This is a genomic window from Gynuella sp. (assembly GCF_050297175.1).
Lineage (GTDB): Bacteria > Pseudomonadota > Gammaproteobacteria > Pseudomonadales > Natronospirillaceae > Gynuella.
Genome location: NZ_JBNKSF010000008.1, coordinates 1 through 15,985, shown reverse-complemented (window position 1 = coordinate 15,985; position 15,985 = coordinate 1). Strand labels below are relative to the sequence as shown.

The following is a 15,985-nucleotide window of genomic DNA, read 5'->3' as shown; positions in this document are numbered from 1 at the left end:
ATTGGATAAGTTTTTCCACCATTTGGCGTTGCCAGACATGCACTTGGTCGCAATGGGTTTATTGCCGTTTGAGTTTGTATTTATAGGCTTTCACGCGTTTTGGCGGACAGGTAAAAAAAACCGGGAAAAATTTATCTTGCAATTATTTGTAATTGTCACCATGTAGAAGGCCGATTTCGATTTTTTGGTGAATAAAATGATTCCCTTTTCAATACTGGACTTGGCACCTGTAAACGATGGTGAGAGTGTCTCTCAGTCGTTTGCAAACAGCCGTCAATTGGCGATCAATGCGGAACAAAATGGTTATCACCGTATCTGGTTAGCTGAACATCATGGGATGTCCGCCGTTGCCAGTGCGGCTACTTCAGTTGTAATCGGACACATTGGCGCCTCTACTCAAAAAATACGGATAGGTGCCGGTGGTATCATGCTACCCAATCACTCTCCATTGGTGATTGCTGAGCAGTTTGGCACCTTGGCGGCACTGTTTCCTGATCGCGTGGATCTGGGGCTCGGGCGAGCACCGGGGACGGATATGGCTACAGCCAGAGCGTTACGACGAAATTTGAACGCGAGTGTTGACCAGTACCCGGAAGATATTCGTGAATTACAACGTTATCTGGGTGAACGCCAGGCGGATCAACAGACCGTGGCTGTGCCGGGTGTTGGCAGCAAAGTTCCGCTCTGGTTATTGGGGTCCAGTCTTTACAGTGCTCAATTGGCTGCGCAAATGGGCTTGCCTTATTCGTTTGCCTCGCACTTCGCGCCGGATCATCTGTTGGAAGCAATACAGCTTTATCGGCATTACTTCCAACCGTCAGTCCACTTGGAAAAGCCTTATGTCATGGTAGGTGTCATGGCAGTGGTGGCAGACACTGACGAAGAAGCCCGATATCTGATGACATCTGTTCAGCAGCAGTTTGTGAATCTTCGGCGGGGGGCGAACAGAGCGTTTCCGAGACCGGTTGATGACATGCAGTCCTTCTGGTCGCCGATGGAGAAAGCCGCTGTCGAGCATACGCTGACATATGCATTGGTGGGATCAGTAGATACGGTGCGAATGAAGTTGCAGAGTTTTATGGCTGAGACTCAGGCAGACGAGCTGATTGTCTCCATTCCTGTTCATCAGCTTGATGCCCGTTTGAAAGCACTGGAATTGTTGGCAAAAACGGGATTGATGAAAGCGGCATGAGTTCGGTTCCATGACCCGAACAGTGCTTCATCAACGGCTGCAGAAGGGTCGAGGAAGTCATTTGCTGTGAATGGTTGCAGGAAACATTTCGTGCATCCACAGAAAAACCGACCGATAGGCGAACGCTATTGGTCGGTTGCCGGGTGAGCGGTTGGAAAAATTATTTTCCCGTCAGGATATCTTTGATCTTACCAACCAGGCTCTGCACGATCTCGGGTGTTTCCACCACCTCTTTGATGGCCATGACGATCGAACTCATGTCTTTGCAGTCCTCAATCGAGTCCATCACGATACTGCCCATCGGGCCAAGAGAGTCCACCAATACGTCTTCGATGGCTGCCTTCTGACTGGCACTGATATTCAGTGCCCTGGGTGCAGAAGCTGGCATGGGAGGAGGTGTTGGAGTAGCACTTCTGGCCGTACCTGGAGCTGCTGCAGGAGCAGATGACTGAGCATCAAGAATCTGCCTGATCACCTCTTCGTTATCGGGCAGATCCATTTTCCGCAGATAATTGGAAGACAGTTCAAATCGACTGGTACCCTGTTTGATTCTGGATACCAGAGTCATGGCCTGTGCGCCAAATCGTCCTCTGCACTGTAATGCAACAATACGGCCTTTTTCTAAACCGAAAGAGGCGGAGTGTCTTTCATCGCTGACAATAAACAAAGAGCCGGTGGCTTTTTGATCTGCCAGATTGCGCAGTTCGTCCATAATCTCTGAAAGTGACTTATAGTCGCTCATTGTGTACAACCCTGATTATTTTTTGGCTTTCAGTTTTCTAAAGGCGATTGAGATACTGATACTCATTCTTTCAATTGCTTTGGCAAGATCACCGATTTCATCAGATCTTGATGATTCGTCAATTTTGTTATGGAAAGTACCGCGACTGATATCGTCAGCAATGCCGGTGAGTCTTTGTATCGGTTTCGCCAGACGTTTGGCCATGAAGAACGACACAATCAGCGTTAGTACAACCGTAACTATCAGAAGAATCAATGAGTTACGCTTCGCTTCGATAACCGGAGCAAAGGCGTCGTCGTAGTCCTGTTCAACGATCAAGCGCCAGCCATTGGTAGACGTTACAGAATATGCAATTTTTTTCACATTGGAGCTGGTATAGATGTAAGGTTTGTCGCCTCTGGCGCTAACGGCCTGAACGAGGGCTGGGCTATCACTCATATCTTCAAGCCCGCCAGATGCAGATGCGCCTGAAGCACCACCACGGGCAATCACTTTGTTAGATTCGTCCAGCAGAATGGCGTATCCGGTCTCGCCAATCTTGGCTCTGGTAATCGTTTCTGACATTTTTGTAACTGTCATACCGATACACAATGCGCCGGGCTTGGGAGAAGGAATTTGAGGGTATTTGATTGCTTCACAAAGAATAAATGCTGGTTGTCCAAGGGTGCGACTCATCAATACCTGTTGCCCCATCTTGTTACCGGCCGCGATTTGTTTGAAATAAACACGGTCACCACGAAAGTGTGCCTTGGTGCCATCTGCATTGAGGATGGCGACATCGTCACTGCGCGCGGTTTTATAGCCGTCCTGCCCGATAGCGTAAGCCAGATAGGTCCATTCATAAGTACTTGTGATGGCTTTCAGCACTGGCTCTTGTTGGGCTTCTTCGTTGGACTGGATGGATTTTAAGAGGACGTTTTGTTTCAGCATCCTGCTGTTCATTTCATACCAATCGTTTACCTTAGCCAATAGCCCGTCAGCTGTCTGAGTCAGGTCCCCGTTTACCTGAACTTCTACTTCCTGCTCCAGCCTGTAGTAGTTGGTGTACCATAAACTAATTAATGGCAAGGCAACCACAATTAACATCGCAATTAATATCTTCTTATGCATACTTATGCCTATCGGTTGTTGTTTCCACGTTTTTGAAAATGTTCAATTTTCCCATTGTTCTGGTAACTGCTTATGTCACCAGGCCAGGCTCTATTGATATTTGCCTGACATTCCGCTCACAGCATGTAATTCAGGATCAGAACTGTTAAATATATGTCATAACTGTAGACACTCTCTGATCATTCAGCCAAACCGTAAAAAAACTGCCACATCCCTGCTGCGGAACTTCTCTTGATCCTGGTATTTCTGTCATTAACTCATTCACTGTTTTCCTACTGTTGTTATTAAACATTGGCAACGTATGGTCTGTCTTTTCTGTAGGAAGGACAGGTAACTGAGCAACAATGCAGGACAGTTACACTAACTATAGCGCTAGAATAATTATTTGAAGGTATTTTTAAAACATAAATGATAATCAAGCTCTATTTAGTTATGACATTCTCTAATATCGAGGATGAGAGGTGACCATATTTGTCGGAGTTGGTCACTGTGACCATCTGACTATAGAAATTCTATCGTTTGTCTGCTTGGGTAGAAAGAAAAAAAGTCCCGCAGGATGGTTGCAAAATTGACCGAAATATCAGAAAAGTTTTCAAGATACCGATATTACATATGTACACAAGGTTAGAAGGTTAGGATGAAAAATAATTCTGTTTGTGCTTTTTTGTGAAATGGTTCTCATTGATGGATGGGCTCAAAAGCGAAGACTGTGAGTGCGTTGCAACCGTACCCGTTCGGATCATGATGTTTTTCTGGTCGTAAACCTGATAAAGCACTTACCCGGACGAATGCATTGGAGGCTCCTTGTCCCTGATCGTCATCTCATTGCACCCGTTCGGTGACATCATCACAAATGCGACTCAAGCCTGACTGGGCTGTCAGATGAAACGAGCTTTAGAGCATCAACAGGTCAGTACTGCGCTCTGCCATCAGATCGTGTTCAAATATTTCAATATCGGTGAGTCCGGCGTCGGCAATTGTCTGGTTTTTCCGGCGGCAGACTGTGGCAATGGAAGCATACATCGCCTGAAACTTCCTGTGATGATGGTCAGGCCTGAGACCGGCTCAGATAAGCATGGTTGTGTTGCAGCAGCAGGTCCAGGCAACGGGCTTTATCCCGCGCCAGAGCCGCCTGGCTGATAGCACTATGTTCATCAATGATCTGTTGGCCGCGAAAGCCATAGGTTTTCAGTTCTCTGAAGACATATTGGCGGTACCGGGTAAACAGATCGGCATACATTTTCAGCAGCAGCCGGGAACCGCAGGCACTCATGAGCGCCAGGTGGAACTCCTGGTCATAGCGAGTCCATTGCTTGACCATGGTTTGATCGTTGAGCATCAGCTGCTCAATCTGATTGAGTTTGTGAGTTGCGGCGGCGACTTTGCCCTCCCACTCCAGATCACCGTGGTCGATGGAGTGGCCAACCCCTTCATTTTCCAGCAGTGCGCGTATACGGCTGAGATCCTGAAGCTCGTCCATATCGCCGGGAGGAATTCTGAAACCTTTCTGATCCTCCGCGATAATTAACCCCTGTGCCGCCAGTTTGACTAGAGCCTCACGCACGGCGTTGGGACCGACGCCGAATTGTTTTTTCAGTTCTTCGACCTTCATTTTTTGACCTGGTTCGTAGGTACCGAACAGCACCTCATTTTTGAGCTGTTCATACAAACTCAAGTCATGATTTTGGATGTCGGTTAGCATGGTTTTCACCCTTATTGATCGTCTATCAGCATGACATGGATCGTTTTTGCAGGTAGAACTGAATCGCAGCATCGCGATTCAGAGAGATACCGGTAAAGTGTTCAAATGCATCGACTCCCTGGTTCAGAAACAACTCATAGCCGCTCATAGTCTGTGCGCCGCATGCATCCATCGCGATCATGAATTCCGTGTTCATTGGGGTGTAAATAGCGTCAAATCCCCATCGCGGTGCTTGGATGGCAGTCTTGGCCAGGGGGATGCCAGGGTACTGATACATGCCGATAGGGGTCGCATTGACAATACCATCGACCTGAGCGGCCACCTCCGTCAGCGTATCCTCGGTCACTGTTACACATGGATAACCGGCCGCCTGCAGAACCCCGGCCAAGACGTGTGCTGCCTCTGGACGGGTGTCGTAAAGAAAAATTTGGCGGGCCGATAATTCGCCCAGCGCAAAGGCGATGGAACGGCCGACACCGCCACTGCCCAGCAATAACACTGCACCCGGTTTCAGAGTGTCGAATGTCCTCTGAAAGCCGGCTTTGAAACCGCTATAGTCGGTGTTTTCGCCACGAATGTTGCCGTCAGTGAAAATCAGTGTGTTGTAGGAGCCGAGGGTCTCCGGCACAGCACCATGCTGTTTTACCATGGCGCTGACCTCAGCTTTGAATGGATGAGTGACGTTGACTCCGCGATAGCCCTCTGAAATTGCCCGTTGTACCCGCTGCTCCAGGCTCAGGTGTGGTTCCTGGTCAGCATCCAGCAGCTGGTAGTTCACGGTAATACCACACAGCTCGCCCAGCGCCTGATGCAGCTGATGCACCTGTGTGCGTTGAATGCCTTTACCAATGAGTCCTAATTGAATCATCTATCAGTATCCTGCCAGTCTGGGAAGAATTGTGGTCAAAGTGGGAACGAAGGTGATCAGCATCAGCACCAGTAGTTCCACCATTAACATCGGAATCAGTGCTTTGGTCAGCCTGGCCATACCCACCCCGGAAATCGCGTCTGAGACAAATAGACAAAGACCCAGTGGAGGGGTGATCAGACCGATCATCAAATTGAAAATCACCACAATCCCAAAGTGCGTTGGGTCGATACCCAGGGAGATAGCGATAGGGTGCAGTATCGGAACCAGTACCAGCATTGCAGCGGTCCCTTCGAGAAACAGACCGACAATCAACAGTAGCACGTTACAGGCAATTAAAAAGGTCCAGGGGCTAGTGACATATGCCAGAACAGTATCCGTAATCTGGTTGGGTATACGGTTAAAGGTCAGCAGCCAGTTACCCGCAGACACCGCTGCGATAATAATCAGAATGATGGCGCTGTCAGTCATGGCACGGGAAAAAATGCCAGGCAGCTGTTTGATTTTGATACTGCGATACAGCACCAGGCCGACGACCAGCGCGTACACGACCGCAAAGGCAGCTGCTTCTGTGGGGGTGACAATTCCAAGCAGGATGGAGCCAACCACAAAAACCGGCATAAATACGGGAATAAAACCACGCATCAGCGCTTTTCTGCGGGAAAACCGGGCATCACGTTCTTCCTGGAGGTGAGTTTTGCCCGCCAGCAGATACACATAGGCTGATAAGCCCAAGGCCAGCAACAAGCCTGGCACTACACCGGCCAGAAACAGGCCAGGAACTGACACGCCAGTAACAGTCAGAGCATAAATAATGACAGGTATACTGGGAGGAATAATGGGCCCGATCACTGAAGAGGCGGCTGTCAGAGCTGTGGCAAAATCGCGTTTATAGCCATGACTTTCCATTTCTGGAATAAATACCCGGCCGAGGGATGACGTGTCAGCAATAGCCGATCCTGACAACCCGGCGAAAATCACCGATGCCCAGATATTCACATGTGCCAGCCCGGCTTTGAGACGACCAACGATAGCGTTTGCCAGGTCGATAATACGGGAAGTAATGCCGGCGGCGTTCATCAGCTCTCCGGCCAGAATAAATAAGGGGATGGCCAATAACGGAAAAGACCTGATTCCGGAAAACATTTCCTGGGCAACAATGCGGATGTGGTAAGGGAAATCGCCGGTTAGCATAAATATCATCAGTGTGCCGGCCAGGGCGAAAGCAATCGGAACGCCAATAATCAGCGCAATTAGCAGCAATCCATAAATCATGACGCCACTCCCTGATCGGGCAGAGACTCAGTGGATGAGGGTGGGACGTCATTCCCATGTGTCAGCCGGTAGATCAGCTGTACCACCGCCGACAGCGTCAGTAACACTCCACCGAGCACCATCGCTGACTGAAATACCGCCATGGGCATACCCATGCCGGGGGAGTCGATGCTTCCGCGTTTGACCATAAAAGCATACCCTGACCACGAGAGTCCGGCACCGATAACCGTTACCAGCAGATCCACCAGCAGCAGGCCAATCAGTCTGAAGCGATCAGGCAAAGCATCAATACCGATGCTGAACCGTACATGGCGGTCTTCAAGGTAGGCTTTGGCACAACCGATCATGACACCGTAAATCATCAGGTAAATTGCTGCTTCCTCGCCCCAGACCAACGAACCTCCAGCGGCGTAGCGCCAGACGGCGTTGATCAGGATGACGGCAAACAAAAGAGCCAAGCATAAAGCAGTACCAATGGCATACACCGTACCCAGGTGCATACGCACGGATGCAATCAATGTTTTCATAACGACCACTTATTAAATGGCCGGTCAGCCTGACCGGCCGGACTATTGTTACTTGGATGCCTCTGCGACGGCGGCATCCAGTTTATCGATCCATTTGGCATCGTTGCCCAAAGCCTTGCGCAGGTAGGTTTTAACGGATGGCTGTGCCAGCTGTTTAAACTCATTCAATTGTTGAGCGGTGGGTTGGGTGACCTCCATCCCTTCATGAATCAGTTTGGAGACACCTTCGGCAGAGCCAAACTGCTGAATGGCACGGCCTACTGTACCGGCAACTGTCGCGGCTCGTTGAATGGCTGCCTGATCATCCGCTGACAGAGAAGAGAAAAACTCGTCATTGATGAGAATGAAATCCACGCCGTATACATGGCGGTCCAGTGTCATGTATTTCTGGAATTCCCAGAACTTGTTGCCGTAAATAACCGAAACAGGATTTTCCTGACCATCGACCACACCAGTGGCCAGTGCGGTGGGTACCTCGGCCCAGGCAATACCCTGTGGTTCGGCTCCCAGGCCTTTGACCATTTCAAGATACAGGGGAATGGTCTGGACTCTGAATTTCAGGCCCTTCATGTCTGCCGGAGAAGCAATGGGGTGTTTCGAATTGGTAAAACTCCGAAAGCCGGTTTCACCATAGGCCAGGGTGCGCAGACCGGTTTCCTTCAGACAGTGAGCGGCCAGTTCTTGACCAAAACTGCCATCCAGCACTTTCCAGGCAACAGGGGCGGATGAAAACATATACGGAATATCGGTCACTGAAGCGGCCTTACAAACCTTTGAAAATGCGCCAGACACCATGGTCATCGTAATCAATCCATCCTGAGCACCCTGAACCAGTTCGGTTTCACTTCCCATGGAGCCGGCTGGAAAGAGTTCAACCTTCAGGTCGGTTTCTGCTTCCACCAGATTTTTGAATACCTGAGAGGCGGCACCTTTCTTGGATTGGGTCCATTCGGCCGGATCAACATGGGCAAAGCGGATGGTTTGCGCCTGAGCCAGAGTGGAAAAGGTCAGAATGGCCGAAGCTGCCAGGGCTGCGCGAAGGGAGGTATGCGACATGCTTGATTTCCTCATATTGTTATTGTGGGGTTCTGCATTCCTTCGCCGCTGAACATAGCAACAAGAAGTCCACAGATCAATGAATCATCTATGAAATCAAGAATGGCGATAATTTTAAAGAATTTTATAGGGGGCCTCTGAAAAATAGGAGATAGCTTTGATACCGGCGAGGAAGCACCACTCGCAACACCGCAATTTACGGGTGTAAATGAGGGTGTGAGACGGGGGCTGACAACGTCCTGCGCGAAAACAGGCCATTTTTCAGTGGTTTCATAGAACACATGAGTTGTAAGGACTTATGCCTGCTATCTTTTAATTAAATAACAGCAGGGAGAATGCCGGCAGGTGAAGTGGGAGGCTGAATGGTCAGGGTAGGTGTTTGTGCAAATGCGCTTGCAGAAATTCAGTATCAAACCCTCTGATGCGTAATTTGAGCTCCAGTTGTACAAGCCGTCCGTGCAGATCTGCCTGTCTGGCGTCATCGTCATACTGTTTGGTGGTGGCCAGTAGATCTCTCAGCTGGATGGCTTCCCGTCGTTCTTCAAGTTCGAGAGGCAGGAAACCGGCGTTCTTTAATATGTGATAACCGGCACGCAGTGATTCTGGGACCATGCTGTTGTCGTCTAAAATCAGAGGTTTTCCCTGTCCGGGCAGGTTGTCCAACATACCACTGTCGACTGCCTGCTGGATCTGCTGCTCGACCAGATGATCGAAAAAGTACGGCACCGTTACCTCCACAATGACTGGAGTGATCAGTGTATCGCTGTGTGACGAGTAAAAACAGTCAATGACCGATGTGGTTAGGGTGCCATTGTTGTGGTCAATCCTGTTGCTTCTGCTGGGGTCGGATGTCGTGAAGCCTCTCACCTTACTGTCAGCAAATTCATGATCAAGAGTATAAGGACAATAATGCACCAAGTGTGCACCTGCCAGAAGCACCTCTGTGTCATTTTCGCGCTTTTGATGTCGCCCAAAAAGATACCTGGTTAACCAGTTTGGAGGAGTGGGGTGTTTGTTATTTAACAATAATGCTTCTGAATAGAGAATTGGCCCATTTCTTGACTGAGTGGTCAGAATCTGGGCAGGTGGCATACAAGTAATGCATGCGCTGTCATCGGATCGAAAAACTGGTCGAATAACATGGCTGGTGAGAGATATTCCGTTTTACCGTTTTGGATATACGCTCCAGATACCCTACAAGACTAATAAAACAGGAACGAACAATGAGACCTACCTTACGTTTACTGCCGGCATTGATGTTATTGGCGTCTTTCAGTCATGCCGAACTGATGATTTCCGAAGTGTTATATGATCCACCAGGATCGGACAGTACTGAAGAATGGATTGAGTTGTACAACCCCGGCTGCAGCGCGGTCAGTCTGAATGGATACAGTCTGTCTGATAATAGCTCCACCTATTCGTTGTCCGGCACTGTTTCTGCTGGCGCTTATGTTACCGTCGCCCGCAGTGCCAGTGGTTTCAGATCACTGTATGGGTCATCACCGGATATCAGTGGTATGAGCCTCTCTCTGGGTAACAGCGGGGATTGGGTGGAACTGAAAAATGGTTCAGGCCAAGTCGATTTGGTGGCATGGGAAAACAAACTCTCCGGCTGGAGTATTAATGCCCGGAATGTTTCCATTTACCGAAATAGTAATGATGATACCGATTCGGTCGCTGACTGGTCGGTCAGTAGATCCGAATCCCCTGGAACCGGTCCGTTAAGTCAGCGCTGCGATGACGGTAGCAATAGTTCCGGGAATAATGACAATGGCACCGATACCGGCAGTCCTGTGAATGAAGCGGCCTATTATCGTGATGCCCAAGGTCTGTCAGGGAATGCGTTGAAAATGGCATTGCACGATATCATCAGTGCCGGTCCCACCAGGCTGTCATACAGCGAGGTTTGGAATGCCCTGCGTTATACCGATGAAGATCCCAACAACCGCAATAATGTCATTCTGTTATACACCGGCCGCAGCGCCAGTAAAAATGATCGGGTTGGCTCATCAGGTGACGATAACGACAGCTGGAACCGGGAGCATGTGTGGGCAAAATCCCTCGGCTTTCCAAACAGAAGCCAATATGGTTATACCGATCTGCATCACTTGCGTCCGGCTGATGTTACGGTCAATAGCTCCCGCGGCAGTAAGAGCTTTGATAACGGTGGCAGAGCGGAAGGTGAGGCGGCGGATACCTATACCGATGGTGACTCCTGGGAACCTCGCGATGAAGTGAAAGGGGATGTGGCACGCATGATTTTCTATATGGACACCCGTTACGACGGCAGCGATGGCAATATGCCGGATCTGAACATTATCAACAATACCAGAACCTCCTCCGGTGCTCCGAATATTGGTGTGCTCTGTACGCTGTACGACTGGAGTCAACAGGATCCGGTAGACCGCTTTGAGCGGCGTCGCAATGATCGGATATATGAACTGCAGGGTAACCGTAATCCATTTATCGACAACCCCCAGTGGATTATCAGTATCTGGTCCGCTAGTTGTTCCTGATAGTTTGAATGGCGTGGCCTGACTCCGGGCCACGATTTTAATTAGCTTGTTTATTTTTTTGTCACTTTTATGCCTCTTAAGTATGAGGCCGATAGATGTGAACTCGGTCTCGTTCTTGCTATAAAAATTTCAAATTCTTCATATTTGTTTTAAAAAAACTGATTTGTCGACAATAAAAATTCACTTTTTTTGGAACACCTATTTGTCCGTTATCCCCCGTCAGATGCAATTATCATAGAGCAACATTTGAAACTTGAATCCAGGTCTCTTTTTTAGGAATTTACTTTGTTTAATCTGATTCGTTTTTGTTATGTTTATAGTGAGATGTTGGTTTGAAAGCGCTTGATGGTTGTTCCGATATTAACAATTTTAATTATAACTATTCCGTTGGATAGAAGAGTGTTGCGTACCATTGGCTACGCGCTTTAACCCCTTTAGCAACCAATACCTATCTCGTCCTGCCAGGTGTTTATGTGTCTGTTTGGGAATCAGCATCATGAATTCGTTGATGCCATTCGTTTTTAGAATAGGGTGAGGTGTGTGTGGAGCTGCTGTATAGAGTGTGGTCGGTTATAAACAAAACTGATTAATGTAGGCTGAGTCAAACAGTTCAATCCTATGATCTTGAATACTTGGTTGCTTGTCCCGCTGACAGCAGGTGAGCATTTTTAGAGATTGAGTTTTTCGGGAGAAATTATGAAAAAGTGTATATCTGGTATGCTCCGGCAGGTCGTTGGCCTGTCTGTACTGAACATTGCGCTTGTCTCCACTGTCCAGGCGGCAGAATTGGATGATGGCGTGGTATCCCCAATTGTCGGTGTCAATGCCGGTCTTTGTCTCGGGGTAAAATATTCCAGTAATAGTGCTGGCGCGACTCTGCAGAGTCAGACCTGTAATGGTTCCAACTATCAAAAATGGCAGATGTCCAAAGACGCCGCCAAATACTTTACCATCAAAAATGTGGGTAGTGGTTTGTGCCTGGATGTAACCGGCTGGTCTTCCAGTGAGGGAACGGTACTGCAGCAGTGGACCTGTAGCGGGGCTGATGTTCAGAAATGGAATGTTTCTGATCAGGGCGGTGGCCAGTATGCCGTTATATCCAAGCACAGCAATCTGGCCATGGATGTTTATGGGGGCCGTAAAACTGACGGTACTGATATTATTCAGTGGTCCTGGAATGGGGCTGACAATCAGAAATGGAAGTTTCCGAATGCAACATCAGGCGGTTCTGGTTCCTCAGGCGGCCCGGTCGGTTTTGGTTCTGGTGTAACGGGAGGGGCTGGAGGTGAGGTCGTGACCGTCAGCACACCTGGTCAGTTGAAGTCAGCTTTGTCCGGCAATACTCCTAGAATTATTCGGGTGTCAGGTAGCATTGATTTCCGCAATACAGAGGGTAAAACCACAGAACTCGGTTGTACCTACTCAGAAAACTCCTGTAACTACAACGGCAAACAGGAAAAAATCCTCAATGTTGGCAGTTATTGTTCCGGCCGCTCGCTGTATAACATCACTTACGATAAAGCAGGAAAATTACCTCTGACGGTCGGATCTAACAAAACCATAATTGGTGTCGGTGCATATTCCGGTATTAAAGGCAAAGGTTTGCGCATGGTTAGCGGAGTATCCAATATTATCATCCGCAATCTCTCTATTACGGATATTAATGACGGAATCATCTGGGGTGGTGACGCCATTACCATTGATAATGCCTCGAAGATCTGGATTGATCACAACTATATTGCGCGTATTGGTCGCCAGTTTATTGTAACCGGTTGGGGCACTGCCCAGAACGTTACTATTTCCGGAAACTATTTGGATGGCACAACCGATTATGGCCACTACTGTAATCGTCGCCATTACTGGAACGCATTGTTGTTGGGTGAAAATCAGAGTATCACCATGGTCGGTAACCGCTTTCACATGACTTCAGGGCGTTCACCGAAGTTCAGCAAGCAGAGCAGTGCCAACAGTGCTGGTATCCTGCACATGGTGAACAACTATTTTGATCAGAACTACGGCGTCGGTTTTGATGGTGACTATGCTGGTACCGTACTGATGGAAGGCAACTACTACGAGAGAGGCAATAATTTCAGGCCGATTGACTCCGGTAGTACTGGTACGCCTTTGTTTGCGCCGCTGGACTCATCCATAGGTTCTGCCAACAATACTTGCCGATCTGTGTTGGGACGAAATTGTCAGTCAAACTATGATACCAATTCACAAGGTAACTTTGTGATCAACTCATCAGCGATGTCTAACATCCAACGGAACGGTTCGTGGCTGAATGCAGTGAAATCTGTATCACCAAAGAGCTACTCAGCAGTTAAATCACAATCATTTGGGCCTCAGTCCAATATCACTTATTAAGACTCTGATGAATTGATTCATTAGGTCTGTATCTATTGAATAAGGTCTGAAAACCGGGCTTCTGCATTTATTTGCAGAGGCCCGTTCCCGATGCATCAAGCGCTTCCCTGACCTGCCACATTCCCTTCAATCACCGGGGCTTGTCTGCCATAGTTAATGCTAAAGCATCTATACACCACACTAAGCACTCGATATAAATGATGACCGAGTTGATAGTTGTTTTGTTTTGTATCACCGGACAACATCGATCCAATCGATGTTTCTGGCAATGAGTCATTTAATGAACGGACTTTTGTATGATAGGGGTTTTCACCGGTGTATGGCAGATGTTATAAGTTGATCTGAGCCTGAATAATTGACGGAAAAATTACTTTTTTCGGCGAGTGTGATTTAGTGTTGAAAAATAGAGGCTTTTTGGACGCTATAATGCCGTTCCGCCATCCAAATACATCGATTGAGCTGGCTATTACAACCATGCGTTTGCGTGCGGAAATGATCCTTCATAGAACAGAACAATTATGGGAGTATGACTTAATGTCTAGCAAAATTCATGGTGGACTGAATTGTCTTATGGCTGCAGCCATATTCATGACAGTAACATCAGTCCAGGCAGCCGGGACCGATGATGTCCAGTTTAAAGATGATGGGACCTTTCTCAGTAATCGCATTATCGTCAAATACAAAACACCGCAGAATACCATGCTGAACAGTTCAGCCATTGTTGAATCGTTGGCTGTACAGAAGCAGGAAATTGAAGCAAAAGTGAATCAGATCGCTCAGGAAGTTGGTGAAAACCTGACTTTGATGCGACAGATGAAAACCGGCGCGAGTTTGATTCAGACCGATGAACTAAAAAACCAGCGTGAACTGAAACAACTGGCGACCAAAATGATGCAGGATCCGGCCGTGGAATATGCTGAGCCGGATATTCTTTATCATGCCAGTATGGTGCCCAATGATACCCGCTATCAATATCAATGGAACCTGCAGGATACGACCGGTGGTATGAACATGCCTTCGGCCTGGAATATGGCCAATGGTGAGGGGGTTGTCATTGCCGTACTGGATACCGGCTATTTGCCGCATCCCGACCTGATGCCTAATCTGATTCTTCCAGGTTACGACATGATTGGTGACACGGATATCTCCGCAGATGGTAATGGCCGTGACGGTGATGCTTTGGATCCGGGCTCTTGGGCCCGGCCTGGGTATTGTTCCAAAGGTGACAGTGGGCACAACAGTTCCTGGCATGGTACGCATGTTGGTGGGATTGCCGCTGCCCTGGGCAATAATAGTATGGGAGTAACGGGTGTGGCCTATAATGCCCGTATTCTGCCAGTGCGGGTGTTGGGTACCTGTGATTTTGGCTGGATGTCGGATTTTGCCGATGCCGTGATTTGGGCCGCAGGCGGCAATGTACCCGGTACACCCAAAAATTCGAATCCGGCACAGGTGATCAACATGAGTCTCGGTGGTTCATCGCCGAACGGTTGTAGCCAGACCCAGCAGCAGGCCATTAATCAGGCCAGAGCGTTAGGGGCGACTGTTGTGGTTGCAGCTGGCAACGCCAATATTGACGCCAGAACGATTGAACCTGCTAACTGTAGTGGTGTGATTACGGTTGCTGCAACCAATGTTAATGGTGGCAGAGCCGACTACTCCAATTACGGTTCGGTTGTTGACCTGGCGGCACCGGGTGGTGACAGTCAACTGGGGATTCTGTCCACTTTGAATGGTGGTCAACGCCATGCCGAAGAACAGGCCTATTATGAATACTACATGGGTACCAGCATGGCGACACCTCACGTGTCTGGTGTTGCTGCACTGTTGTATTCCGTCAAACCGAATATCACTCCAGATGAAGTGGAATCGATATTGGTCAATACGGCTCGTCCGTTCCCGGCAAATTGCTCACAGTGTGGCAGCGGTATCGTGAACCCCACTGCGGCGTTACAAGCGATATTGGGGCAGAATCCGACGCCTCCTGAGGATGTCGACGACGATGTGCTGAATAATGGAGTTAGCAAAACCGGGATATCTGTTAATCGTGGCGAGCAGGTGTTTTATCGTGTAGAGGTGCCATGGGGCGTATCCTCTCTGGATATTTTTACCGACGGTGGCACGGGGGATGTTGATTTGTACGTCCGTTATGAAGCGACACCTGACTATAACAACTTCGACTGCCGCCCTTATGAGGACGGTAATTGGGAAAGCTGCCGTTTCACTTCACCCCGGTCAGGCGTGTATTACATCATGCTGGATGGCTACAGCCGTAGCCGAAACATACGGTTAACCGCCCAGTATCAATAACTGAGCCAGATATAGGAATACTGTCAGTGGGGCCGTCAGGAAACCCTCTGACGCTGGACTTAAGCAGTCGTAACATCTGAAAGCGAGTACTGACAAGCGCATTTCAGATAAAATATCCAAACAAAAAAGAGGCCCCGAAGGGCCTCTTGTCATGGAATCCTGATGGATAACTGCTACGGTTTAATGCTTCAACAAATACTCAAATGCCGCCAGTGATGCTTTTGCCCCTTCGCCCATCGCAATCACGATTTGCTTGTACGGTACGGTCGTCACATCACCGCAGGCAAAAATGCCGGGTTCGCTGGTTTCACCTTTTTCAT

General features: G+C 48.6%; 13 protein-coding genes. 4 read left to right on the top strand and 9 right to left on the bottom strand.

The features are described from left to right. The first annotated feature begins 196 nt into the window (after positions 1-196). Complete coding sequence (locus ACQY6I_RS03025) at positions 197-1,192, top strand: LLM class flavin-dependent oxidoreductase (RefSeq protein WP_428239993.1); 996 nt, start codon at positions 197-199, stop codon at positions 1,190-1,192. 160 nt (positions 1,193-1,352) lie between these two features. Here ACQY6I_RS03025 and ACQY6I_RS03020 read toward each other — a convergent pair whose 3' ends face one another. The 9 genes from ACQY6I_RS03020 to ACQY6I_RS02980 all read right to left on the bottom strand — a co-directional run bounded on the left by ACQY6I_RS03020 (position 1,353) and on the right by ACQY6I_RS02980 (position 9,387). Further along, on the bottom strand, positions 1,353-1,934 hold the full coding sequence (locus ACQY6I_RS03020; RefSeq protein ID WP_428239992.1) for a hypothetical protein: 582 nt from the start codon (positions 1,932-1,934) through the stop codon (positions 1,353-1,355). Positions 1,935-1,949: 15 nt separating this feature from the next. Then, on the bottom strand, positions 1,950-3,044 hold the full coding sequence (locus ACQY6I_RS03015; protein ID WP_428239991.1) for a HAMP domain-containing protein: 1,095 nt from the start codon (positions 3,042-3,044) through the stop codon (positions 1,950-1,952). An 894-nt stretch (positions 3,045-3,938) separates the two neighbouring features. Continuing rightward, entirely contained in the window at positions 3,939-4,067 is a 129-nt protein-coding gene (locus ACQY6I_RS03010) for a hypothetical protein (RefSeq protein WP_428239990.1), read from the bottom strand. Positions 4,068-4,092: 25 nt separating this feature from the next. Further along, entirely contained in the window at positions 4,093-4,746 is a 654-nt protein-coding gene (locus ACQY6I_RS03005; protein WP_428239989.1) for a GntR family transcriptional regulator, read from the bottom strand. Between the two features lie 25 nt (positions 4,747-4,771). Continuing rightward, positions 4,772-5,614: a shikimate dehydrogenase family protein gene (locus tag ACQY6I_RS03000; RefSeq protein ID WP_428239988.1), complete on the bottom strand. Its 843-nt coding sequence runs from the start codon at positions 5,612-5,614 to the stop codon at positions 4,772-4,774. A 3-nt stretch (positions 5,615-5,617) separates the two neighbouring features. After that, the gene (locus ACQY6I_RS02995) at positions 5,618-6,889 is read right to left on the bottom strand and encodes a TRAP transporter large permease (protein ID WP_428239987.1); all 1,272 of its coding nucleotides are present in this window, start codon (positions 6,887-6,889) and stop codon (positions 5,618-5,620) included. Further along, positions 6,886-7,416, bottom strand: a complete 531-nt coding sequence (locus ACQY6I_RS02990; protein WP_428239986.1) for a TRAP transporter small permease — start codon at positions 7,414-7,416, stop codon at positions 6,886-6,888. The genes ACQY6I_RS02995 and ACQY6I_RS02990 overlap by 4 nt, the downstream gene beginning before the upstream one ends. Positions 7,417-7,464: 48 nt before the next feature. Beyond that, complete coding sequence (locus ACQY6I_RS02985) at positions 7,465-8,472, bottom strand: DctP family TRAP transporter solute-binding subunit (RefSeq protein WP_428239985.1); 1,008 nt, start codon at positions 8,470-8,472, stop codon at positions 7,465-7,467. Positions 8,473-8,838: 366 nt separating this feature from the next. After that, complete coding sequence (locus ACQY6I_RS02980; protein ID WP_428240081.1) at positions 8,839-9,387, bottom strand: DnaJ family domain-containing protein; 549 nt, start codon at positions 9,385-9,387, stop codon at positions 8,839-8,841. Between the two features lie 308 nt (positions 9,388-9,695). Here ACQY6I_RS02980 and ACQY6I_RS02975 point away from each other — a divergent pair, with 308 nt between their 5' ends. The 3 genes from ACQY6I_RS02975 (at position 9,696) to ACQY6I_RS02965 (ending at position 15,665) form a co-directional block, all read left to right on the top strand. Next, positions 9,696-10,988 (top strand): endonuclease, encoded by a 1,293-nt coding sequence (locus ACQY6I_RS02975; RefSeq protein ID WP_428239984.1) that lies wholly within the window; start codon positions 9,696-9,698, stop codon positions 10,986-10,988. 696 nt (positions 10,989-11,684) lie between these two features. Then, complete coding sequence (locus ACQY6I_RS02970) at positions 11,685-13,355, top strand: RICIN domain-containing protein (RefSeq protein ID WP_428239983.1); 1,671 nt, start codon at positions 11,685-11,687, stop codon at positions 13,353-13,355. A 534-nt stretch (positions 13,356-13,889) separates the two neighbouring features. Further along, positions 13,890-15,665, top strand: a complete 1,776-nt coding sequence (locus ACQY6I_RS02965; RefSeq protein ID WP_428239982.1) for a S8 family peptidase — start codon at positions 13,890-13,892, stop codon at positions 15,663-15,665. Positions 15,666-15,985: the final 320 nt, after the last annotated feature.

Bases quoted from the DNA above. Each gene is read 5' to 3' on its own strand.
- ACQY6I_RS03025 (WP_428239993.1), top strand. From the start codon at position 197: ATGATTCCCTTTTCAATACTGGACTTGGCACCTGTAAACGATGGTGAG.
- ACQY6I_RS03020 (WP_428239992.1), bottom strand. From the start codon at position 1,934: ATGAGCGACTATAAGTCACTTTCAGAGATTATGGACGAACTGCGCAAT.
- ACQY6I_RS03015 (WP_428239991.1), bottom strand. From the start codon at position 3,044: ATGCATAAGAAGATATTAATTGCGATGTTAATTGTGGTTGCCTTGCCA.
- ACQY6I_RS03010 (WP_428239990.1), bottom strand. From the start codon at position 4,067: ATGTATGCTTCCATTGCCACAGTCTGCCGCCGGAAAAACCAGACAATT.
- ACQY6I_RS03005 (WP_428239989.1), bottom strand. From the start codon at position 4,746: ATGCTAACCGACATCCAAAATCATGACTTGAGTTTGTATGAACAGCTC.
- ACQY6I_RS03000 (WP_428239988.1), bottom strand. From the start codon at position 5,614: ATGATTCAATTAGGACTCATTGGTAAAGGCATTCAACGCACACAGGTG.
- ACQY6I_RS02995 (WP_428239987.1), bottom strand. From the start codon at position 6,889: ATGATTTATGGATTGCTGCTAATTGCGCTGATTATTGGCGTTCCGATT.
- ACQY6I_RS02990 (WP_428239986.1), bottom strand. From the start codon at position 7,416: ATGAAAACATTGATTGCATCCGTGCGTATGCACCTGGGTACGGTGTAT.
- ACQY6I_RS02985 (WP_428239985.1), bottom strand. From the start codon at position 8,472: ATGTCGCATACCTCCCTTCGCGCAGCCCTGGCAGCTTCGGCCATTCTG.
- ACQY6I_RS02975 (WP_428239984.1), top strand. From the start codon at position 9,696: ATGAGACCTACCTTACGTTTACTGCCGGCATTGATGTTATTGGCGTCT.
- ACQY6I_RS02970 (WP_428239983.1), top strand. From the start codon at position 11,685: ATGAAAAAGTGTATATCTGGTATGCTCCGGCAGGTCGTTGGCCTGTCT.
- ACQY6I_RS02965 (WP_428239982.1), top strand. From the start codon at position 13,890: ATGTCTAGCAAAATTCATGGTGGACTGAATTGTCTTATGGCTGCAGCC.